Here is a 21,067-nt window from a genome sequence, read left to right as displayed (position 1 = left end):
GGCAGAAAAGTATATAGATTCTACAAAATATTTTAATTGTGATACATTTACAGAATCTCTTATTTTATAATTAATGTCTTATTATTTTTTGGAGGGAATTCGATGAAAAAGTTTGTTTTGATATTTGGGCCACAAGCAGTTGGGAAAATGACAGTTGGACAAGAACTAGCAAAGATGACTGATTTAAAATTATTTCATAACCATATGACAATTGATTTATTGGAGCCATTGTATGGATTCTCTTCGGAAATGTGGCGATTAACCCATCTTTTCCGAAAGGAAATATTTCAATCATTTTCAAAGAGTGAACATTATGGAATGATTTTTACATACGTATGGGCGTTTAATGAAAAGAAAGATTGGGATGATGTTGAAAGTATATGTAATATTTTTCGTTCCCAAGGGGTTGATATTTATTTTGTTGAATTAGAAGCTGATGTAGAAGAAAGACTTCAACGAAATAAAACACCTCATCGACTTGAACATAAGCCAACGAAAAGAAAGATTGAACAATCTGAACAAAATTTATTAAGCACATTTGAAAATTTTAGATTAAATTCAAGAGAAGGGGAAATTACAGAGAAAAATTATATAAGGATCAATAATACGAATTTAAATGCTACAGAAGTAGCTGAAATTATAAAGAAAGAATTTCAACTATAGTTTTTTTTTAACAAATTAAACAGTTCGGATTTTATGAATATCGTATACATTTCTAATTAACATAACGTCCTATTATCGGTAGCAACAAAAAGGAGGATTCCTTACGCTCAGAAGGAATCCCTTTTTTTATTTTCTATCACTCGATTCATCTTTTTATACATTCCTATCCTGTGATGGGTTTTACGATTCTCGTTTGTTACTGGATTAGCCAAAAAACGTTCTAAAATTTTGTATACTCTTTACTTGTTTTTTCAAAAAAGCTGGCGGTATCCCCTCTTTAAGTTTATTAAAATACTTTCCACAATTTTTTCCGAAGCTATTACTTAAAATCACCTTTTATTACGATGCCCCCTCCCGCCTTCTCTCCAAAAAGGTAATACTCTCAATCACAACTTCAGTTCTATATATTCTCTTGCCTTGTTCATCATCGTAATTACTAGTCTGAATACGCCCTGTAATCCCAACGAGCGACCCCTTCTTACAATATTCAGCTACATTCTCAGCCGATTTGCGCCAAACGACACAATTAATAAAATCGACTTGTTGTTCACCTAAACTATTTCGAAATCCTCTATTTACCGCAACACATATTCGTGCATAAGCGACGCCTTGTTTTGTGTAGTATAATTCTGGCTCCTTTGTCAATCTACCGATTAATACAACTCGATTCATCATAAGTTATACCACTTCACATGTTTTTCTTCATTGTAAGGAGAAATGTTTGAATGGTAAAAAGCACAAAATGATATATCCGTAAGTAGAAAGTATTATTTTGGACCTTACAAAACAAAAAAAGAAACCATACATAGTTCAAACATGTATAGTTTCAAAATTTATTACACTTCAGTACAAGATATGTAATATCCTCCGCGAGCCATCTTTATTTCAGCACGGTACATTACATTTTCTAAGTAGAAAGTAATCTGTTTAACTTTACTCTCAAATTTTAGTCTTTCATTGCATTCAGCCGCATATCTCTCTATTGCTGAAGTAATGACTTTTGATGATGGATACGTTAAAGCATCATCTAGTTCTATGAAAAAACTTTTAGAAAATAGCTTTTTCATAATCCCTTTCTTCTCTTTCATCATATTCCATCCCCCCTTAACTCAAGTTACCAATATCCATATTATACCATAAAATCAATTTATCTTTAAAAATAAAAAAATCCTGCATTTCTCATGCAGGATTTTTTATTAGTCATTTTTCGTAAAGTAAGAAACGAAACGAAGAATTTCTAAGTATAACCATACTAATGTAAGCATTAGTCCCATCGCAGTGTACCACTCCATATATTTCGGAGCTTGACTACGTACACCATTTTCGATTAAATCGAAATCTAGTAATAAGTTTAATGCAGCAACTACAATAACAACTGCACTAATAATAATACCGATTGTACCACCTTGGTGAATGTATGGAACAGTTACACCAAACATATTTAGTAGGAATACGACTAAATACATAACCATAATTCCAAGTGTTGCTGCCATAACGCCTGTACGGAATTTATCCGTTACTTTTACTACGCGTGTTGCATATAACACTAACATTGCAAATAGAATTGAGATTGTTAGTAATACAGCATTTAAAACGATAGAATCGCCAAATTTCATTGTATAAACTGCTGAAATACTTCCTAACACAACCCCTTCTACCGCTGCATAGATTGGTGCACCAAAAGGTGAAATACGCGGGAAGAACATAGACGCGAATGCGATGATTGCCGCAACGATTAAAGCACCAATTAATACTGGCATCTTCATCGTCCCCTGCATCATCTGTATGTATGAATAGACAGACGTTGCAAGTAGCAAGATAAGCATAATAAACGTTTTGCCTACTGTTCCGCCAATCGTCATCGCAGAAGCGCTTGCTCCCTCTTTACGGAATGCCTCTTTTTTCAACATTGGATTAGATGTTCTCATTTTTTCCCTCCTAAAATAGGTTCTACCAATAGTGTAAAGTTTTTCTCTTTACTTTTCAATATATGCAGCTTGTTTTTATTTTAATCCTTCAACGATGTCTGATAGTTCACTCCATCTTTCCATCTTTTTTTCTAGCTCTTCTTCTGTTTTCTGCTGTGCTTCAGATAATTCTTGTGCCTTTGTGAAGTCAGATCCAACTTTCGCAAGTTCTTCTCCAATTGACTCAATTTTTTCTTCAAGTTCGGCAATTGTATCTTCAATCGTTTCCCATTCACGCTGCTCATTGTATGAAAGTTTACGTTTACGTTGTTGTTTTGGAGCTTCTTCTACTACTTTTTTCTCTTTTTGAACTTCCGCTTTCTCCATAAGTTCTCTCGTTTTTTCCATTTCTAAATAATCTGTATAACTACCTAGAAACTCACGCACTTCGCCTCCGCCAGTAAAGATGAACAGTTCATCTACTACTTTATCTAAGAAGTAACGGTCATGCGATACAGTTAAAACGACACCTGGGAAATCCTCTAAATAATCTTCTAGTACTGTTAATGTTTGTGTATCTAGATCATTCGTAGGTTCATCAAGTAAAAGTACGTTTGGTTCTCCCATTAAAATACGTAATAAATATAAACGTCTTCTTTCACCACCAGATAGTTTACCAAGTGGTGTACCATGTGAATGCGTCGGGAATAAGAAACGTTCTAACATTTGAGATGCACCAATTACTTTTCCATCTGTCGTATGAATAACTTCTGCAATCTCTTTAATGTATTCAATCATACGCTGATTTAAATTCATCTCTTCATTTTCTTGCGTATAATAAGCAACTTTTACAGTTTGTCCTACTTCCACTTCACCACTATCAGGAGATAACTTACCTGCAAGCATATTTAATAGGGAAGATTTCCCGCTTCCATTCGCCCCAATAATTCCGATACGATCACCCGGTTTCACAATATGATTAAAATTATGTAATACCGTCTTATCGCCAAATTTTTTCGTTACATCTTTTAACTCAAGTACTTTCTTTCCTAGACGACTTCCGCTTAGTGCAATATCAACTGACTGTTTTGCAGCTGGTCCTTCTAGTTCCTTTAGCTCATCAAAACGCTGAATACGCGCCTTTTGTTTCGTAGAACGGGCTTTTGCACCACGACGAATCCAAGCAAGTTCACGACGATATAAATTTTGGCGTTTCGATTCTTGTGCCAATTCTTGCTCTTCACGAAGTGCTTTCGCTTCTAAAAATGTACTATAGTTTCCTTCGTAGCTATATAATTTACCATTATCTAATTCAAAAATACGGTTCGTCACACGATCTAAGAAATAACGATCATGGGTTACAAGTAATACCGCACCTGTATATCTTGCTAAATATTCTTCTAACCATTCAACTGTCTCATGGTCAAGATGGTTCGTAGGCTCGTCTAAAATTAATAAATCAGGTGTTTCAATAAAACATTGTGCCATTGCGATACGTTTTTTCTGTCCACCAGATAAATTCCCAACAATTGCAGTGAAATCTGTAATTCCTAATTTCGTTAAAAGAGATTTCGCACTTGCATTTGCTTCCCATGCACTCATTGCATCCATACGTTGCTGCACTGCAAATAATTGTTCCTGTACTTTTTCATTACTTGGATCTTTTTCAATATTTAATAGTGCTTTTTCATAATCACGAAGAAGACGAATTAAAGGTGTATCACCATGGAACACTTGCTCTAATACTGTCAGTTTTTCATCAAACTCTGGTTGCTGTGATAAATAACTAATTGTATACCCACGTGAATGCGTCATATCACCTGTATCAGGAGTTTCTAATCCCGCAATAATTTTTAATAATGTCGATTTACCAGTTCCGTTTACACCGATAATTCCGACACGTTGTCCTTCTGTAATACTACATGATAATCCATCAAATAACGGCTTTTCTCCATATGATTTTGATAAGTTCTCCACAGTTAACATTTTCATATTTGTGCATTCCACTCTTTCATAAATTGTTCAATAAACTGTTCCATATAAAGATGACGAATTTCAGCCTCTTGTTTTGCTGCATTCGTATTCATTAAATCTTTTAATTTCAAAAGTTTTTCATAAAAATGATTTAAAGATGGATCATTATTTTTTCTATACTCTTCTTTCGTCATTTCTTCACGCGGCGGAATAGTTGGATCATACATTAATCTCCCTTTCGTCCCGCCATATGCAAATGTACGAGCAATTCCTATTGCGCCAAGAGCATCTAAACGATCCGCATCTTGAACAATTTTCCCTTCAAGTGACTCTACTGTGCCGCCATGGCCACCTTTATAAGACATATTGGCGATGATATGAAGAATATGTTTACTTTCCTCTTCTTCAACACGTAGCTCTTCTAACCAATCAGAAACTTTTTTCATTCCTGCTTCTTCACTTTCATTTAGCTTTTCATCTGCCACATCGTGAAGTAATGCTGCCATTTCAATTATAAAACGATTTCCACCTTCTTGCTCAGATAAAGAAATCGCCATTTTATGTACACGTTCAATATGATACCAATCATGCCCACTCGCATCTTTTTCTAAAATATGTTTTACAAAAGTAATTGTTTTTTGAATTTTTTCTTGTTTTGTCATTTTATCTTCACCCAGTTACTTATTGTAACACGCCCGCATTTTTTCATCACATATTTTCTTGTCCGCCCATACACTAGGTGGTAGGCATCATCATGAAGGAGGAATAAACATGTTCTATAATAATCAACCGCCTTATCCAAGGCAACCATTGTATCCTCAACAACAAGAACAGAGATACACAGAACAATACGAAGAACAAGAGTTACAGCAGCAAGAGCCACAATATGACGAAAATCCATATGACACACGTCCAAATTATGAATATCCTCAAAATCCATATGCAGCACCACAAAATCAAGAACAGCGATATCCTCAAAATCCATATGTAATACCACAAAACCAAGAACAACAATATCAACAGAATCCATATGCAGCACCACAAAACCCATACACAACTCAACCACAACAACCGCAATACCAACAACAAATGTATCAACCAAACTACGACGCACGTGTCTCACCACCTAAACCACCAACAATAGATCCAACTCAACCACAAATCTTACCACCTGGACCAACACTAGACATTACACAACCACAAATCTTACCACCTGGACCAATTACTGAACCAACACAACAACAAATTCAACAAGTTGTCGGTACACAGTTTTTACCTTTCAAGAAACCCGTACTAGATTTCGTAAAACCATGGGTAGATTACGGTTTAAATGAAGCAAAACATACATCACATGAACACGCATTAACAGAAGTTGCTGCGATTATGTTTTTAGTTGGTAAAGGCTTCAATCCGACGATCGCACATTATATCGTTGAATCTTGGGAGAAGAATGAACAGTTTTAGAATTGTTTATTTGATAAAATATAAAAAACACAAAAGTGCCAAACCCCTTATACCACAAGGGTTTTGGCACTTTTTAATATCTAAAACAAATTTTATTGAAATAATTATTTTTATAGATTTTCATACTTTTTTATATAGTACGTGAACAAAATGTGTGCAAAATGTGTGCAAATATACGAATCGCATTTCGCTGTTGTTGCACCGGTTATTTAAACCAATTCTCAATTATGAGATTTATATGAGAAACTAACACTTTTTCCTGTTGACACTTGGACAGTTTCTTGATAGCAAGCCACACGCAGACATTATTATTGATGGAATTGATATACTAGAACATTATCCTTTATATTATTTCAAATATAATTCGGTCGTAATTAAAATAAAACAAAAAGAGGACGTATATATCACGTCCTCTTTTTGTTTTAGATATGCTCACCATGATCAATATAAGTATCGCCGTATTCGTATGCCGGCGCAGGTGGTCTACCGTGATCAAAATCGGCCACATTAGAAATATAATCTGGTCTTTGTGGTGCAGGTGGTCTACCATGATCAGCTTGTGATGTAAAAGATTCTGTAAAACTTCCAATAGTTAAAACAGCAGCAAAACTAAAAAATCCTATTAGTACTTTTTTCATTTTAACGCACTTCCCTTCTGAAGTAATTCTTTAGCATCATAAGATATATTAAAGTATTGGCTAGCCTTCTCATGATTACCTTCTTGATAAAGTTTTTTCGCTAAAATTCCAGAGTACTCTTCCATAAATCCATAAAGTTTTTGGGATTCAAAGTAATCTAGTCCATCTGCAATCGTTGTTTCTAGATTCTGCTTATAATTTTCATCGTATTGTGCTCGAAGTATTCGTAAATGATGTGTATATTCAACATCAGCTAATTCAAAGCCTTGAGTCAAAAATTCTTGTGCTTTTTCAATTTCATTTACTTTGAAATGTTCTCGAGCCAGTAAGAATACAGTTTTATGATATGGTTTTTCAGATTTATACACATCCATTAAATGTCGAATTGCAGTTGCGGATATACCTTGTTTTGCATAAAGAAAACCTAAGTTGTATTGAATTAAGGTAATTAGTCGAGTACAGTTATGTTTTTTAGCCATATCCAAGCACTTAACAAAAAGCTCTTCTCCTTGTTCAAACTGACTTAAAGTGACACTTGCCAATCCTAGGATTGTATCGCATTCAATTTGATTTATTACATAATCTTCATGTTTTTTGTATATGTCTTTTGCTTTCATAACATGCTTAATTGTTAATAAAGGTTGTTGAAGGTGGTAATATAGTTCACCAAGTTTATAATTAAATTCAGCTTTTTCAATGTCATTAGGAATATACTCTAAAAGTCGTTCAGCTTCTTCAAATTGCTCCATCGCTTCCATATAGTTAGCAATCATAGTGTTATGCACAGCTTTATAGAAATGGTAGTAGTATCTTAAATACTCATCAATAGTTTTTGTTGTAAGTTTTTCAACTGCATCAAAATCACTACGAGTTACATATGATTTATTTATTAACACTTTATAACTATAATCTAATAAGGAATAGTACAATAAGAGATTTTGATCTTGTAAATCTCGATTTTGTTCGACCATTAAGACACTAATCTTTTCATCAACTTCTTCTTTCATTCTTGTCGCCTTTGTTATTTGTTTAGATAGAATAACCTTATACCATTCATTTAATAGTCTAGTAACTTTTTCATTATTCAGAATTATCGTATCACAATCTCCTTTATTTAGTTTATATAAAAACAATCATAACAAAGTTTAATTGTAATAAGTTGCAAAAAACAATTTTATAAATAATATTCAGAATATTTAATTTTATTTTTTATCAATTGACGTAAAAACATCGGTAAATCGTTAGATTGTAAAGAAAGAATTATCTATATAAAACTAATTGTAATGCTAGTAATGGTATAGCGTGAACCTTATTTGTCGAAAAGTTTTGGTAATTATTTGGTTTAAAAGTATTTATTTCCCATTATTTCGGGGTTAATATCTGAATTATGCTAACAAATAAAGGTAAATTAGCATGATATTGTCTTAATTAATATTTTAGGAGGTATGAAAAATGAAAAAGATTAGTAAAGTTTTAAGTGTTGCAGGATTATCTCTTGCTATGTTCGGAGGAGGAACAATTGCAAGCGCAGCTGAGAATAACACAGTTGATTCTACTATAAAAAAAGGTAATGTATTAGATTTAACAGATCAATCGAATGTACAAATAGGTGAGGTACTAACGTTTGGGGAACTTGTTAATCAAATTGCTGCAGATACCAATAAACCTAGAGAAGAAATTTCTCAGCAACTCATGGCTCAGGGGAAAGCTCGTGGACAATCATCTGCTGCAACACTTGCCGCTACGTACAGAACACTAACAACCAATTTTTCAGTAACACCTTTCTATAGCCCTTCATTAAGGTTTTATTGTGAAACAAATGAATGGGGTGGAAGCTTCAGGGGTATTAAGGAAATAAAACATATCAATATGAATAGAGATGCAAATGGTCTTTCTAAAACGTTCAGTGGTACAGTTCAAGCGAATTTAGAGGATCCTAACAGAATTTTCTATATTGTTAATGGTGATTTTCATAATAATGGCACAACTACTTTTAATGGCAATGTATCCATTACTGTAGGGAAGACAGGAAGTGTAGGTTTTAGTGCATCTTATGCGACGAGTCACTATAAATATACTTATAAAGAAGGATATGTATATTTTTAAAGTTGATAAATTTTTAAATGATCGATTACTTCTTAATTACATGTTAAGTTCATTATACATGCTAATTTAATGGAGGTGATCTCTCTGCAACCTAAATATATTCTGTTCATTCAAATTCTAATAGGAATACTAATAATCATGGCACCAATTATTATTACTGGTGAATTATATGATGTTTCAAAGACTATGGGTGATTTGCTAGTTGCTGAATTAATAATAAGAACACTTTCTTTCATAATAGGACTTGTAGTTATTAGCAAGGGGTTTGAAAATTATTCTAAATAGTTATTAGTACGTTATTTTCTTGAAACTTATAAAAAAGGTCTACTCATATAATCTGTACCCTTTGTAAAGGACACTTTGAAAAAAGTTAGGCAACATCAAGAAGATGATTTCTGTATCCAACAGGAGTCATCTTTTTTAAATCCCATTGATATCTATAATGATTATAATACGTCATATATTTCTTAATCTCTTGTTTCAATTCATTAAAGGACACGCAAGGTTTTATATGAGCTTCATCTTTCAGATGACCAAAAAATGATTCTTGTGGGGCGTTATCCCAACAGTTTCCTCTTCTTGACATGGATTGTCCAAGGTTTAGCTTTTTAACTAGCTTTTGATAGGTAGGGCTTGTGTAGTGGGATCCTTGATCTGAATGAATATAAGCACCTTCAGTCAATCGAATCCGCGGATTCCTTTTTAGTTTATGGAGAGTTGTGGTTACGAGCTCTAATGTCATCTGTTCTGAAACATGGTAAGCTAAAATTTCATTAGTTGAGCCGTCTAAAATTGTAGATAAATAGGCCCTTTGATTCTTACCGTAAACTAAATAGGTGATATCTGTAAGAAGTGTTTTCCCTAGGGTATTTTGTTTAAATTCCCGATTTAATTGATTCGGTACTATTCGATGTTCTTTTGTAGCTTTAAGCATTCTTTTATAAGGATTCGCTTTGCGAACCGGACAGATAATCTCGTATTTCTTCATAATTCTACGGATACACTTTAAATTGTAGACAACTTGAAACTGACCCGCCAATGTCATCTTTATCTGACGAGCCCCCTTGTTTCTATTTCTAAATCGAAGTGCTTTTAATATGGTTTCCTTCAAGATTTCATCTCGATCACTCTTTTGTTTCCGTTGTTCTTGAGATGAAACTGAAAAGTAATTATAGTATCCCGAACGGGATACACCAGCTACTTTACACAAATGACTGACCATATTCCTTAAGTTGTATTTCATGATGACAGAACGAATCAAGATGAATTTCTGACTAGGTGGTAGTGTTATTTCCTTCTCATCCTCCCTTCCATAAGTTTGATTTTTTTTAGCAATTCGTTTTCCGCCTTTAGTAAGTTTCGTTCAGCTTCTAAACGGGCATACTTTTCTTCTAACGTAAGCTCTCTCTCAAGAGTTCTGCCAGCGTTTTCGATACGTGTATCCCTTAAACCCAATACACCATTTTTTCTATAAGCAGCACGCCATCTACTTTCCGATGACATAACTCGTTTCATTCCAATCATATCTATATCAAAACCACAATCTTCAAAAATATTTCGAGGTAGCTTTCCTTTTTCATTTTCCTCAATAAAAATATGCTTAAATTCCTCTGTATAAGTGATACCTTTCTGACTTACAGATTTTACGTATAGGTTATTTGATAGAATTTGAATTTCTCTTTCTGTAAATAGTTTTTTGTCATTTTCAACATTCTCCGATCTCAATTTTCCTTTTATTATACAAGAAATACCCTATAGAATAGACTTTTTTCAAGTGTCTATTCTATAGGGTACATTTTATATTTAATTCCATCTTTTTTAAATTTCATTATATTTCTTTTTAGAGTCTCGAGATTTCTCTACTGGATATTTTTTATTATTTTTTCTATTTTGTTTATAATAATCTCTTCTAAATCAATATCCAATTGATCTGCCAACTCATCTTTCATGTCTTCTTTTTTTGTTTCTACAGCTTCCTCACTGCTTTTCCACTGAAAATTTCCCAACAACTCACTCGCCTCTAAAGAAAGAGAAATAGCTAAATCTTTAGGATTGTGGAACTGCTTCCAGTTCCTATCGTCCCGAAATTTTAGGACTTTCTCTAAAATAGTTTGATTCATTTTTTGAATCCCCCAGTTACTTTTCATTGGTAAACTCTTCTATTTATCAGGTAAACTATCGTAAAAACGTTCAATGGCCGCTACTAAAACTAAATCTTCTAAATGAGCAGTTTTAAGGTTGTTTATTTTTAAAAACATCAAAAATGCCAAATCCCTTATATCACAAAGGATTTGGCATTTTTAAGTATCTAGAACACGCGCTAAATTTAAGGAGAAATTAACAGACATGAGTCCGGTATAATGCCGTGTCCACACCCAAGGATCGGTTACATAAAATAGCGTATCTAACCTGGGAAGTCTATTGGCCTTTTGCCCTTATAGTAACGCTCTCTTCTACTAAGACCTTTTCTTTCTAGGGCCTACAATTAATTTAATCGCTGTTCTTTCTTCATTATTGATAGAAATCTCTTGAAACGCTGGAACAAAAGCTAAGTCAATACCACTTGGAGCGACGAACCCTCTTGCAATCGCAATTGCTTTAATCGCTTGATTTATAGCTCCAGCCCCAATCGCTTGAATTTCCACATTACCACTTGTTCTTAGTACTCCTGCTATTGCACCTGCGACTGAATTTGGGCTTGATTTTGAAGATACCTTTAATATATTTTCCATGTAAGTTGCTCCCTCTATTATTTAATCTCTCTTTCGTTACAATTTTAAATATTTTAGCGTATCTTTAATTACTATTCACACCAAAAACAAACGATGCTTCATATGTACATTATTCTATATTTTCTGACTTTTTCCTGCTCAGCTACGCAAATAAAAAATAAACTGAATAACCTAATGTAAATATAGATAAATATTATAACTTCACCAAATGATAACATCCATACAGCTAAAGGTAATATTTCTGTTTTGTCAGACTAAATAAATATAGTAAAGTGAAATTTTAATGAGTGGGGTTTAATTCATCCCCCACCTAACTTCTTTGCTTTCGCTGAATTTTGAGGTGGGAGTCTTACTGCTCGGAAAATAGCGGGATAAACGTTTCCTCATTACTTCAATCTATTTAGAAATTCCATTTATTTTTCTATCAAATTATAAACCTTGTCATCTTCAAAAGGTGTTACAGGTAATACCCAAATACTACACTTCATCATTTGACCACTTTATATTCCAAATCTATCTCCTTTTATAGTACAAGCATACACGCCAATTGTGATTCATCTTCATAAACTACTATGTGATTTAAATTTATTAAGAATAGGAGGTAATATATTGGGTTCATACTATCATTCTTCAAACTCGTATAAAAAATGCTCATGCAAATCTTCTTCCAGTTCAAATAAAAAATGTTCATGTGACCATTCACATAAACGAAGCTGTCCTGCATACGGAACTTTTTGGCAAACTGAATTTATAACTGTTCCTTTTGGCGATCCTTTTCCATTTAATCACGTTGGACCTTTAGCAGGAGGTGTTTCCTTACTAAATCCTACTACTATACACTTTAGACAAGCTGGTGATTATAGAGTTTCGTTCATTTCCAGTATTAATACTACTTTAAATCCTGTATTTCCACATATCCCAGTCATAACTATATTTTTAAATAACAATCCACTTGCTAATAGTCAAGGTGACTTCGCTATTCAAATGAATACTTCATCAAATAACGAATGTCTTCAACTCGTTGGCGAAACAATTGTTACAGTGCCTGCTAATTCAACTCTTCAACTTAGAAATAATAGTGGTTTTAATCGTCAAAGTATTGTAACTTGTGACAATGGTATAAATTCAGTTGAATTAACAGTTACAAAACTAAGTTAAAATTATTTCTTCACATTCAGATGCTATTTCAGCATCTTTTTTTATTGAATAACAGTTTTTTCAACTTTTATTATCTCTCCCCACATAAAAAAGTGCAGAATTCTTTCTAACACAAGATTTCTGCACTTTTTATTATACTTATTTATTCTTCCTTATTTCTCTACATAAACCGACTTAACAATCGTACGATTATATGGTTTTCCTTCTTTATTCATCCCTTTTATATCCATCGTAACGTTGTATACTCCCGGTTGTTTTATATCTTTCAAAGCACCTGTAAATGTATTCGTATTAACATTTTGTAATTCATTAAATTCAGAGACTAACTTACCTTCTTTATTAACGACTCTTACTGTTATGGAAAGATCCCCTTTCATTTCAGGTGCTACAGGTGATTTTTTCAGTTTATACTCAGGTTTATTTATTTTAACTTTTGTAGGCATTCGAAGAACAAATGGTGCGTCATCCTTGTAATCGCTTACAACTAAATATGCATCTTTCGACTGCTTCGCCATCATTTTGATTTTCCATTCGCCTACTTCTAATTTATCAAACTTAAACGTTCTAATTGTCGCCCCATTAAAAAAAGATTCGCCTTCACCAGTAGTTATAGCGCTATCTTTATTTGCATAGATTTTTCCTTTTGGAGATACCATTTGTACTTCTACATCAGAAGAAGCAGTTAGTATAGAAACGATTCCTTCCGCTTTTTTATCAACTGTAACGGTTTGCTCTATCCACTGATTTTGTGGTAATTCGCCTCCTAAAATATTTTGATTTGAAGTTGTATTTAATTGTTCTAGATCTCCATTTGAACTAGTGCTGGATGCTACTAAAGCTGGTAATCCCACATTTGTCGTACGTAAATATGGTTCAATTCGTGCAAAAACAGCTGATCCTTTTCTTATATTGTCATGATCAAATCTGGAATCTGTAAATAAATGTGTACCGTACGATAGCTTCGCACTCCATTCATTTACTAGTCCATCATTTGAACCGTACGATGATAAATATAACCCGCCCATAGATAATGCAGAAAATGTTGGCCCCCAGCTAGTTCCAGTAGCCGTATAGTAACGGTTTAATTTAGCTGCTGGGTTGTTATCTATTATTGAACGAAACTTTGCCATTTCACCTATTTGTAACGAATACGTACCATCATCTTTTTGACCTAATATAGAAGCAAGCCACCCTGCCCACCAACTATATGACAAATCTGCTAAATTTGAGCCGTGATGCGGTGTAGCAAGTGTAATAACATTTCCAACAAATCGATTCGCACCATATTCAACTAATGCGGCTTGTGTATCAATACCACCTTTACTATGCGCTACAATATTAACTTTTTTACCGAAATGATTATATATTTCTTCAAGTTTTTGTGCTAACAACTTTCCGTTATCCCACTGACTAGCCGAACCTTTCCCTGCAGCATCATACAATTGTATAAACACTGTTTGATAGCCTGCTTTTAAAGCATAATCATACATATCATTTATATCATGATATACTGTCTTTCCATACCAACTATCAGCATTACCATTTCTTCCTTGTACAAAGAGAATTGGCGGTTTATTCTCATCATAATTAGCAGGTTTTTGGCCTAAAAACCATTCTCCAGGTGTGAATACTTCTGTATCAGGAAACCCCTTTCCAAGCTCTTTTATAACTTCTGCCTGTACATTTGTGCTAATCGTTGGAGCCATGATAAAAAATACAATTAGTAAGGCCACACATCTTCTCATCAGTCGCATATTACTCCCCCTATTTTTTTGAAAGAAGGTGTTCTTTATAATATTTTATATTTTCCCTTCCTTAATAATAGCTAATCTTTTATTTTTAAAAGATGTTAGCCCTATTTTTAGAAGGTTACTAGTTGTATACCCTCTTCCTTAACTCTCGTTATTCTCTTTGTTTCTACCTCTTCCTTTTGATAGAATACGACAAAAAAGTTTCTCAATAATTGTTACCTTCGCTACACCCAGATATTTTTTAAATCATTATTGTTTATATAAAGCATACAAATCTTGAAAAAATTTTAGTAAAAAAACATTTTATTACTAGTTAGTTATTTAAAAATATAATAAAGATATGTACTTTCTTTTCATTAAATACAAACTAATTTTAAAGGAGCTTGTATTATAAGACTTTCCTACGATTAAAAATTAAACTGAAATTTCCGAATAGAAAATCATATTTCCAGAAACATATATTATGATAATTTCCGCACACTTGAATTAACTTTTTAGAAGTACTAACCTATCGGTGAACAGAAGAAAATTCTGTAAAAAGAAAGGAGAATACTTTATGATGACCAAATTACAAAAGGAGTTTTTTAAACGCTTAGAAATTCCTGCAAAAGAAATAACATTTGATGATTTAGATGAAATTCTCTTGAAAATGGGAATGATTCTCCCCTATGAAAATCTTGATATTATGGCTGGTACTATTAAAAATATCTCAAAAGATAACTTAATAGAAAAGTTACTTATTCAAAAACGAGGTGGACTTTGTTATGAATTAAACTCCCTATTGTATTATTTTTTAATTGATTGTGGGTTTCAAGTATACAAAGTAGCCGGTACTGTTTATGACCTTTACGATAATAAATGGAAACCCGATGATGGTCATGTCATTATCATATTAAGTCATGAGGATAAAGATTATGTTGTGGATGCAGGTTTTGCATCTCATCTCCCTTTACATCCAGTCCCTTTTAACGGAGAAGTCATCTCCTCTCAAACAGGAGAATATCGAATTCGTAAGCGAAATACTCGAAAAGGTACGCATATTTTAGAAATGAGAAAAGGAGCTAACGGGGAATCTACAAGTTTCTTACAGTCTGAACCTTCAAACGAATGGAAAATAGGCTATGCTTTCACTGTAGATCCAATAGATGAGAAAAAAGTGAATAAGATTCAAAAAGTGATTGTAGAGCATAAAGAATCTCCTTTTAATAAAGGAGCTATCACTTGTAAATTAACTACTTATGGTCACATATCATTAACAAATAAAAATTATACAGAAACCTTTAAAGGCACCAAAAATAAACGACCAATAGAATCTAAAGATTATGCTCGCATTCTTCGTGACTCTTTTGGAATAACGCAAGAGAAATATGTAGGAAAAACACTAGAAAGAGGCTAGTTGACTACAAGTATTTCATAATAAAGCAGATTCTATATTTAGAATCTGCTTTATTTTATATTTTGTTATAAATTAATTTAATTTTGTTGTTACTCTTTAATTTTCAATTATATACTCATCATCATATTTATCGTATTGTAGCCCTTTCCCTATCTTTGACTCCGTAACTTGATCTTTTAAAAACGGTGCAGCATCCATTTTACTAGTTGCAATTTCAATTCCATATTTTTTCGTTAAATGAGCTAACTCTATTAAAAACCACTCTCTTCGCAATGTAACTGGAATATCCAATGTTTTTCTTTTCATATATAATAGCACCTCTTTTATTTTCATAGCTTAAAAATATCACTGGATGCACTTATTAAAACTACCTTTCACCGCTAACATCCAATGAAACATTATAGTATATGCATGTCCATTTCAAACGTGCTATCACAAATATGATATTTAAGTTTACATAATTATATTATGTAATAGTAGAAAAGGAAGGCATGTCCCTTCCCCTTCTACTATAGAGATTTAAATTAAGAACATCTTGGTACACCTAAAGCTAAAAATAAACCTGCTACTCCCGCAGTAATCGGTACTTTTAACGTAATAACATCATCTACCTTCGTTACTAAAAAGTAAGCATTACCTTCTTGTAATATACAAGTTACCAACAATTGAAATTCCATTCAAATCTCCTCCTTTCAATCGATATACTATAATTTATGAAATCTCTTTCAAAAAGTAATAGGAAATATATCCATTTTTCCTTATATATAAAATAAATGTTTATAAGTCTATTAAAAATATTAATTTTCTAAATTTATACAAAACGTGTAATATCCAATAAATTCCTATATAATCAATAAGAAGAATCTTACAAATGGAGGTATGAAAATGTCGATTTTAAGTAATATTGGTGCAGCTTTATTTTTTATTGCTTTTATTCTTTTAATCTTATGTATCATTTCATTCTTTAAGAAAAATGGAAAATCAAAACAATATGGACGTCCTACCGTTATTCTTTTTATGATTTCTATTATATTAATAACGGCCGGTACACCAAAATCGGAACACCCCGTCGTCGAGTTTTTTTCTACTTTAAGTTTCATTCTATTTATATTCTTCCTTGTTCTAGCAATCTTATCTGTTATTAAGAAAACAGGTGTAGCGAAAAAACAATTTATTATTACAGCTGTATTATTTGTCATTTTTGTTGCGTTATTAGGTATTTCAGCTCCTTCTTCTGAAAAAACGACAGCAACTAGTACAAAAGTTGCCTCTAATAATGAAGAGCCAAAAGATAGCGAACAGAAAAAAGAGCTAGAAAAGAAAGAGGCGGACGAAAAAACTCAAAAGCAAGAAGATGAGAAGCGTCTAGCCGAAGAACAAGCTCGTAAGCAAGAGGATGAAAAACGTCTGGCTGATGAACAAGCTCGTAAACAACAAGAAGAACAAAAACGTCTGGCTGATGAACAAGCTCGTAAACAACAAGAAGAGCAAAAACGTCTGGCTGATGAACAAGCTCGTAAACAACAAGAAGAACAAAAACGTCTGGCTGATGAACAAGCTCGCAAACAACAAGAAGAACAAAAAGCACAGCAAGCTCAAACACAACCAGCTAATGGTAATACTGATAGTGCATACTACAAAAATTGTGCTGCAGTTAGAGCAGCTGGGAAAGCTCCTTTACATAAAGGGCAACCAGGTTATAGCTCTCATCTTGATCGTGATGGCGATGGAATTGCATGTGAAAAATAGTAATAAAAAAGAAGCTTTTACTAAGCTTCTTTTTTATTAACGTAAAATATTACCACTTATTACTTTCCCCCTTATTTTAATAACATTCTTCTTATTATTCTCAAAAACGACACAGAATAAGTGATTTCAATCACTACATAGATTTTAATTTATCGCTATTCTTAATTCAGATATTACATTAAAATTTTATGGAGGCATTCATATGGAACATACATTTACTGAAACTTCAATTGTTGGTGAGATTGTTACACAATTTCCGAAAGCTAGTGATCTTTTTAAATCATATAGAATAGATTTTTGTTGTGGCGGTAATAAGCCACTTATTGATGCAATTCATGAAAGAAATTTATCAGCTACTGAAGTGCTTACAGAGTTAAATACGCTTTATCATAATACGAAACGATTAAATGAATCGGAAATTGATTGGAAAAATGCTTCTTATCGTGAATTGATTGATTATGTTATAAATAAGCATCACCGCTATTTAAATGAAGAATTACCACAGTTAAGTCCATATGTGACAAAAGTATTACGTGTTCATGGGGCAAGTCAGCCTCATTTAGCTCAAATTCATAAGCTATTTCATGAACTTAAAATGGAATTAGAACAGCATTTAATTAAAGAAGAAATGGAAGATTTTCCATTAATTTTAGAATTTGAACAAAATCCAACTAATGAAAACTATGCTAAGTTACGTAAAGTAGTAAATGAACTAGAAAATGAGCACAATCATGCTGGAAATATTATAAAAGAACTTCGTAAAGTGACAAATGACTTTACTCCTCCAGAAGGTGCTTGCGGTACTTATCGACTTGTTTACCAACGCCTCGAAGCGCTAGAGTCTGATTTATTTGAGCATATTCATTTAGAAAATAATATTTTATTTCCGCGTGCCATTACGAAAGCATAAATCAAGTGCAGGACATGAGTGTAAATACTTATGGCCTGCTTTTTCGTTTTGCGAAAAATATTCACATCCCCTTCACATAAAACCGAATTTTAACAATTTGTGAATCATTATAAAAATGTGATAAATATCACATCTCCCCCTTATTTGATTTTCTATAATAAAAATATAATCCTTTGTTCAATATTTCACATAAAAAGGGGAAACGAAAATGAAAAAACGTTTAGTTATGATCGGGAATGGTATGGCTGGCATTCGCTGTATGGAAGAAATCTTAAAACATGATAGTGATTCATATGAGATTACTATTTTTGGAGATGAACCGCATCCAAACTACAACCGCATTATGCTCTCTCATGTTTTACAAGGCAAAACAAATATGCAAGATATCATTATGAATGAATACAGTTGGTATGAAGAAAACGAAATAACTTTGTATACGAATGAAAGAGTTCAAAGTATTAACCGAGAAGAAAAAATTATTATTACAGAAAAGAAGCGTACTCTTACATACGACAAGCTCATTATCGCAACAGGTTCTAGTGCTTTTATTTTACCTGTTGAAGGTTCCGCACTTTCTGGTGTAACAGGATTTCGAACTATTGAAGATACACAATTTATGATAGATACCGCTAAAGAAAAGAAAAAGGCCGTTGTCATTGGTGGCGGGTTACTCGGTTTAGAAGCCGCAAGAGGTCTAATTGATTTAGGAATGGACGTACATGTTGTTCATTTAATGCCTAGCTTAATGGAGCAACAACTAGATACGAAAGCAGCTGCTCTTCTGCGTGAAGATTTAGAAGCACAAGGCATGAAGTTTTTAATGGAAAAGAAAACTGTAAAAATTCTTGGTACAGACCATGTTGAGGGCATTCAATTTGAAGATGGTGAAGTTGTAGATTGTGATTTAATCGTAATGGCTGTCGGTATACGCCCAAATACGCAAATAGCAAAAGATGCTGGTCTAATTGTAAATCGCGGTATTGTAGTCAATGACTATATGCTAACAAATGATGAGTCCATTTATGCAGTTGGAGAATGTGCAGAGCATGACGGTATCGCATATGGACTTGTTGCTCCTCTTTATGAACAAGGTGCGATATTAGCAAAACATATAACAAATTTACAAACTGATGGATATTCGGGCAGTATCGTCGGTACACAATTAAAAGTTGCTGGTTGTGATTTATTCTCTGCTGGCCAAATTTATGAAGATGATCAAACGAAAGCAATATCCATCTTTAATGAATGTAAACGTTCCTATAAAAAAGTATTAATTCGTGATAATAAAGTCGTCGGTATCGTTTTATACGGTGATACAGCTGACGGTACCCGCCTCTTTAGCATGTTAAAGAAAGAAGAAGATATACAAGAATATACACCAGCTTCCATTCTTCACAAAGCTGGTGAAGAATGTGAACTTGACGTTGCTACTATGAGTGCGGATGACACAATTTGCGGATGTAATGGTGTTACGAAAGGCACAATCGTTCACGCCATTTTAGAACAGGAGTTAAAGACTTTTGAAGAAGTTAAAGCCTGTACGAAAGCCGCAGGGTCTTGTGGTAAATGTCGTCCGCTTGTAGAACAAGTTTTATCTCATACACTTGGAGATGCTTTTGATGCTTCTGCACAGTCTACCACCGGTATGTGCGGATGTACACCTTTATCACGTGATGAAGTCGTAGCGGCCATTCATGAGAAAAGTTTAAAATCTCCAAAAGAAGTACGAAACGTTCTTGGTTTTGTACATGAAGATGGATGTTCGAAATGTCGTCCTGCTTTAAACTACTATTTACGTATGGCGATTCCAGAAGAGTATGAAGATGATAAATCATCCCGTTTTGTGAATGAAAGAATGAATGGTAACATCCAGCACGATGGTACCTTCTCTGTTATTCCACGTATGTACGGAGGCGTTACAACAGCAGATGATTTAATGAAAATTGCTGAAGTTGCGAAAAAGTACGATGTTCCACTTGTGAAAATTACAGGTGCGAGCCGAATTGGCTTATACGGTGTTAAGAAACAAGATTTACCTAACGTATGGGCTGAATTAAATATGGCTTCTGGATATGCGTATTCAAAATCTCTTCGTAATGTAAAATCATGTGTTGGCTCTCGTTTCTGCCGTTTCGGTACGAAAGATTCATTAGGACTTGGTATGTTGCTTGAACAATCATTAGAAATGGTAGATACACCTCATAAAATGAAGATGGGTGTAACGGGCTGTCCGCGTAACTGTGCGGAAGTACTGACGAAAGATTTTGGCGTTGTTTGTGTCGAAAATGGATACCAACTTTATATTGGCGGAAATGGTGGTACGGAAGTACGCGAAGCTGATTTTGTAATGATTGTCCCTACTGAAGATGATGTCCTTCGCATCGCTACAGCTTACATGCAGTATTATCGTGAAACTGGTATTTATGGAGAGCGTACTGCCTACTGGACAGAACGATTAGGCTTCGATCACATAAAGGAAATACTGCAAGATGCAAATATGGTCACTAAGTTAAATGAACGTTTCCAAAAAGCTCGTGGCACATATAAAGAAGCATGGGGACAAGCACTAGAAACGAAATCATTAAAAGCGATGTATGAAGTAGAAACTGTGAAATAAGG

22 protein-coding genes are annotated in these 21,067 nt (G+C 33.5%); 9 read left to right on the top strand and 13 right to left on the bottom strand.

Going from position 1 to position 21,067, the window contains the following annotated elements; all coding sequences use genetic code 11:
- Positions 1 to 102: 102 nt before the first annotated feature.
- Positions 103 to 663, top strand: coding sequence for an AAA family ATPase (locus tag NST27_RS10520; RefSeq protein WP_000714950.1), 561 nt, complete (start codon positions 103 to 105; stop codon positions 661 to 663).
- Between the two features lie 339 nt (positions 664 to 1,002).
- On the opposite strand, the gene NST27_RS10515 is transcribed toward NST27_RS10520, so the two are convergent.
- From NST27_RS10515 to NST27_RS10495, 5 genes are all read right to left on the bottom strand, one after another.
- A complete protein-coding gene (locus NST27_RS10515) occupies positions 1,003 to 1,338 on the bottom strand; it encodes a single-stranded DNA-binding protein (RefSeq protein ID WP_000982014.1) in 336 nt (111 codons plus the stop codon).
- Between the two features lie 161 nt (positions 1,339 to 1,499).
- A complete protein-coding gene (locus NST27_RS10510) occupies positions 1,500 to 1,754 on the bottom strand; it encodes a DUF4318 domain-containing protein (protein ID WP_000975131.1) in 255 nt (84 codons plus the stop codon).
- A 105-nt stretch (positions 1,755 to 1,859) separates the two neighbouring features.
- Positions 1,860 to 2,591 (bottom strand): Bax inhibitor-1/YccA family protein, encoded by a 732-nt coding sequence (locus tag NST27_RS10505; protein WP_001260655.1) that lies wholly within the window; start codon positions 2,589 to 2,591, stop codon positions 1,860 to 1,862.
- 75 nt (positions 2,592 to 2,666) lie between these two features.
- Positions 2,667 to 4,562 (bottom strand): ABC-F family ATP-binding cassette domain-containing protein, encoded by a 1,896-nt coding sequence (locus NST27_RS10500; RefSeq protein ID WP_000783177.1) that lies wholly within the window; start codon positions 4,560 to 4,562, stop codon positions 2,667 to 2,669.
- Positions 4,559 to 5,206 (bottom strand): HD domain-containing protein, encoded by a 648-nt coding sequence (locus tag NST27_RS10495; RefSeq protein WP_000165967.1) that lies wholly within the window; start codon positions 5,204 to 5,206, stop codon positions 4,559 to 4,561. Before NST27_RS10495 ends, NST27_RS10500 begins: the two co-directional genes overlap by 4 nt.
- Positions 5,207 to 5,315: 109 nt before the next feature.
- On the opposite strand from NST27_RS10495, the gene NST27_RS10490 reads away from it, so the two are divergent.
- Positions 5,316 to 6,008 (top strand): hypothetical protein, encoded by a 693-nt coding sequence (locus tag NST27_RS10490; RefSeq protein WP_000499724.1) that lies wholly within the window; start codon positions 5,316 to 5,318, stop codon positions 6,006 to 6,008.
- A 422-nt stretch (positions 6,009 to 6,430) separates the two neighbouring features.
- Here NST27_RS10490 and NST27_RS10485 read toward each other — a convergent pair whose 3' ends face one another.
- Together NST27_RS10485 and NST27_RS10480 are read right to left on the bottom strand one after the other, a co-directional pair.
- Positions 6,431 to 6,646 carry a hypothetical protein gene (locus tag NST27_RS10485; protein WP_000756629.1) on the bottom strand — a complete coding sequence of 72 codons (216 nt, stop codon included), beginning with the start codon at positions 6,644 to 6,646 and terminating at the stop codon, positions 6,431 to 6,433.
- The gene (locus tag NST27_RS10480; RefSeq protein WP_033689713.1) at positions 6,643 to 7,779 is read right to left on the bottom strand and encodes a response regulator aspartate phosphatase; all 1,137 of its coding nucleotides are present in this window, start codon (positions 7,777 to 7,779) and stop codon (positions 6,643 to 6,645) included. The genes NST27_RS10485 and NST27_RS10480 overlap by 4 nt, the downstream gene beginning before the upstream one ends.
- A gap of 319 nt (positions 7,780 to 8,098) precedes the next feature.
- Here NST27_RS10480 and NST27_RS10475 point away from each other — a divergent pair, with 319 nt between their 5' ends.
- Both NST27_RS10475 and NST27_RS10470 read left to right on the top strand, forming a co-directional pair.
- A complete protein-coding gene (locus NST27_RS10475) occupies positions 8,099 to 8,752 on the top strand; it encodes a hypothetical protein (protein ID WP_000724008.1) in 654 nt (217 codons plus the stop codon).
- A gap of 69 nt (positions 8,753 to 8,821) precedes the next feature.
- Positions 8,822 to 9,037, top strand: coding sequence for a hypothetical protein (locus NST27_RS10470; protein ID WP_033665752.1), 216 nt, complete (start codon positions 8,822 to 8,824; stop codon positions 9,035 to 9,037).
- Positions 9,038 to 9,122: 85 nt separating this feature from the next.
- Here NST27_RS10470 and NST27_RS10465 read toward each other — a convergent pair.
- From NST27_RS10465 to NST27_RS10455, 3 genes are all read right to left on the bottom strand, one after another.
- Positions 9,123 to 10,477, bottom strand: a protein-coding gene (locus NST27_RS10465) for an IS3 family transposase (protein ID WP_423249691.1) whose coding sequence is annotated in 2 segments (ribosomal slippage) — positions 9,123 to 10,070 and positions 10,073 to 10,477 — 1,353 coding nt in all. Because the reading frame shifts where the segments join, the coding sequence is not laid out codon by codon here.
- Positions 10,478 to 10,611: 134 nt separating this feature from the next.
- On the bottom strand, positions 10,612 to 10,899 hold the full coding sequence (locus NST27_RS10460) for a hypothetical protein (RefSeq protein ID WP_002023995.1): 288 nt from the start codon (positions 10,897 to 10,899) through the stop codon (positions 10,612 to 10,614).
- Between the two features lie 309 nt (positions 10,900 to 11,208).
- The gene (locus tag NST27_RS10455) at positions 11,209 to 11,484 is read right to left on the bottom strand and encodes a stage V sporulation protein S (RefSeq protein ID WP_000427801.1); all 276 of its coding nucleotides are present in this window, start codon (positions 11,482 to 11,484) and stop codon (positions 11,209 to 11,211) included.
- Between the two features lie 609 nt (positions 11,485 to 12,093).
- On the opposite strand from NST27_RS10455, the gene NST27_RS10450 reads away from it, so the two are divergent.
- Positions 12,094 to 12,642 carry a hypothetical protein gene (locus NST27_RS10450; RefSeq protein ID WP_000536153.1) on the top strand — a complete coding sequence of 183 codons (549 nt, stop codon included), beginning with the start codon at positions 12,094 to 12,096 and terminating at the stop codon, positions 12,640 to 12,642.
- 152 nt (positions 12,643 to 12,794) lie between these two features.
- On the opposite strand, the gene NST27_RS10445 is transcribed toward NST27_RS10450, so the two are convergent.
- Positions 12,795 to 14,396, bottom strand: a complete 1,602-nt coding sequence (locus NST27_RS10445) for an esterase/lipase family protein (protein ID WP_001238691.1) — start codon at positions 14,394 to 14,396, stop codon at positions 12,795 to 12,797.
- 553 nt (positions 14,397 to 14,949) lie between these two features.
- Here NST27_RS10445 and NST27_RS10440 point away from each other — a divergent pair.
- On the top strand, positions 14,950 to 15,789 hold the full coding sequence (locus NST27_RS10440) for an arylamine N-acetyltransferase family protein (protein WP_000988427.1): 840 nt from the start codon (positions 14,950 to 14,952) through the stop codon (positions 15,787 to 15,789).
- A gap of 96 nt (positions 15,790 to 15,885) precedes the next feature.
- On the opposite strand, the gene NST27_RS10435 is transcribed toward NST27_RS10440, so the two are convergent.
- Together NST27_RS10435 and exsG are read right to left on the bottom strand one after the other, a co-directional pair.
- Positions 15,886 to 16,095 carry a hypothetical protein gene (locus NST27_RS10435; protein ID WP_000824205.1) on the bottom strand — a complete coding sequence of 70 codons (210 nt, stop codon included), beginning with the start codon at positions 16,093 to 16,095 and terminating at the stop codon, positions 15,886 to 15,888.
- A gap of 218 nt (positions 16,096 to 16,313) precedes the next feature.
- Complete coding sequence (gene exsG / locus NST27_RS10430; protein ID WP_000395679.1) at positions 16,314 to 16,466, bottom strand: exosporium protein ExsG; 153 nt, start codon at positions 16,464 to 16,466, stop codon at positions 16,314 to 16,316.
- Between the two features lie 208 nt (positions 16,467 to 16,674).
- On the opposite strand from exsG, the gene NST27_RS10425 reads away from it, so the two are divergent.
- The 3 genes from NST27_RS10425 to nirB all read left to right on the top strand — a co-directional run bounded on the left by NST27_RS10425 (position 16,675) and on the right by nirB (position 21,065).
- Positions 16,675 to 17,538: an excalibur calcium-binding domain-containing protein gene (locus NST27_RS10425; protein WP_098378969.1), complete on the top strand. Its 864-nt coding sequence runs from the start codon at positions 16,675 to 16,677 to the stop codon at positions 17,536 to 17,538.
- A 202-nt stretch (positions 17,539 to 17,740) separates the two neighbouring features.
- Complete coding sequence (gene ric, locus NST27_RS10420; protein ID WP_000401361.1) at positions 17,741 to 18,448, top strand: iron-sulfur cluster repair di-iron protein; 708 nt, start codon at positions 17,741 to 17,743, stop codon at positions 18,446 to 18,448.
- 208 nt (positions 18,449 to 18,656) lie between these two features.
- The gene (gene nirB / locus NST27_RS10415; RefSeq protein ID WP_000746947.1) at positions 18,657 to 21,065 is read left to right on the top strand and encodes an NADPH-nitrite reductase large subunit; all 2,409 of its coding nucleotides are present in this window, start codon (positions 18,657 to 18,659) and stop codon (positions 21,063 to 21,065) included.
- The last annotated feature ends 2 nt before the right edge of the window (positions 21,066 to 21,067 follow it).

Origin of the sequence: Bacillus sp. FSL W8-0770 (assembly GCF_038008705.1) — a bacterium.
Classification (GTDB): Bacteria; Bacillota; Bacilli; order Bacillales; family Bacillaceae_G; genus Bacillus_A; species Bacillus_A cereus.
Note: the sequence above shows the minus strand (reverse complement) of the source record. Positions and strands in the feature narration are given on the sequence as shown.

Coding starts and splice junctions, on each gene's coding strand:
- NST27_RS10520 (WP_000714950.1), top strand. CDS start 103: ATGAAAAAGTTTGTTTTGATATTTGGGCCACAAGCAGTTGGGAAAATG.
- NST27_RS10515 (WP_000982014.1), bottom strand. CDS start 1,338: ATGATGAATCGAGTTGTATTAATCGGTAGATTGACAAAGGAGCCAGAA.
- NST27_RS10510 (WP_000975131.1), bottom strand. CDS start 1,754: ATGATGAAAGAGAAGAAAGGGATTATGAAAAAGCTATTTTCTAAAAGT.
- NST27_RS10505 (WP_001260655.1), bottom strand. CDS start 2,591: ATGAGAACATCTAATCCAATGTTGAAAAAAGAGGCATTCCGTAAAGAG.
- NST27_RS10500 (WP_000783177.1), bottom strand. CDS start 4,562: ATGAAAATGTTAACTGTGGAGAACTTATCAAAATCATATGGAGAAAAG.
- NST27_RS10495 (WP_000165967.1), bottom strand. CDS start 5,206: ATGACAAAACAAGAAAAAATTCAAAAAACAATTACTTTTGTAAAACAT.
- NST27_RS10490 (WP_000499724.1), top strand. CDS start 5,316: ATGTTCTATAATAATCAACCGCCTTATCCAAGGCAACCATTGTATCCT.
- NST27_RS10485 (WP_000756629.1), bottom strand. CDS start 6,646: ATGAAAAAAGTACTAATAGGATTTTTTAGTTTTGCTGCTGTTTTAACT.
- NST27_RS10475 (WP_000724008.1), top strand. CDS start 8,099: ATGAAAAAGATTAGTAAAGTTTTAAGTGTTGCAGGATTATCTCTTGCT.
- NST27_RS10470 (WP_033665752.1), top strand. CDS start 8,822: ATGGAGGTGATCTCTCTGCAACCTAAATATATTCTGTTCATTCAAATT.
- NST27_RS10460 (WP_002023995.1), bottom strand. CDS start 10,899: ATGAAAAGTAACTGGGGGATTCAAAAAATGAATCAAACTATTTTAGAG.
- NST27_RS10455 (WP_000427801.1), bottom strand. CDS start 11,484: ATGGAAAATATATTAAAGGTATCTTCAAAATCAAGCCCAAATTCAGTC.
- NST27_RS10445 (WP_001238691.1), bottom strand. CDS start 14,396: ATGCGACTGATGAGAAGATGTGTGGCCTTACTAATTGTATTTTTTATC.
- NST27_RS10440 (WP_000988427.1), top strand. CDS start 14,950: ATGATGACCAAATTACAAAAGGAGTTTTTTAAACGCTTAGAAATTCCT.
- NST27_RS10435 (WP_000824205.1), bottom strand. CDS start 16,095: ATGAAAAGAAAAACATTGGATATTCCAGTTACATTGCGAAGAGAGTGG.
- exsG (WP_000395679.1), bottom strand. CDS start 16,466: ATGGAATTTCAATTGTTGGTAACTTGTATATTACAAGAAGGTAATGCT.
- NST27_RS10425 (WP_098378969.1), top strand. CDS start 16,675: ATGTCGATTTTAAGTAATATTGGTGCAGCTTTATTTTTTATTGCTTTT.
- ric (WP_000401361.1), top strand. CDS start 17,741: ATGGAACATACATTTACTGAAACTTCAATTGTTGGTGAGATTGTTACA.
- nirB (WP_000746947.1), top strand. CDS start 18,657: ATGAAAAAACGTTTAGTTATGATCGGGAATGGTATGGCTGGCATTCGC.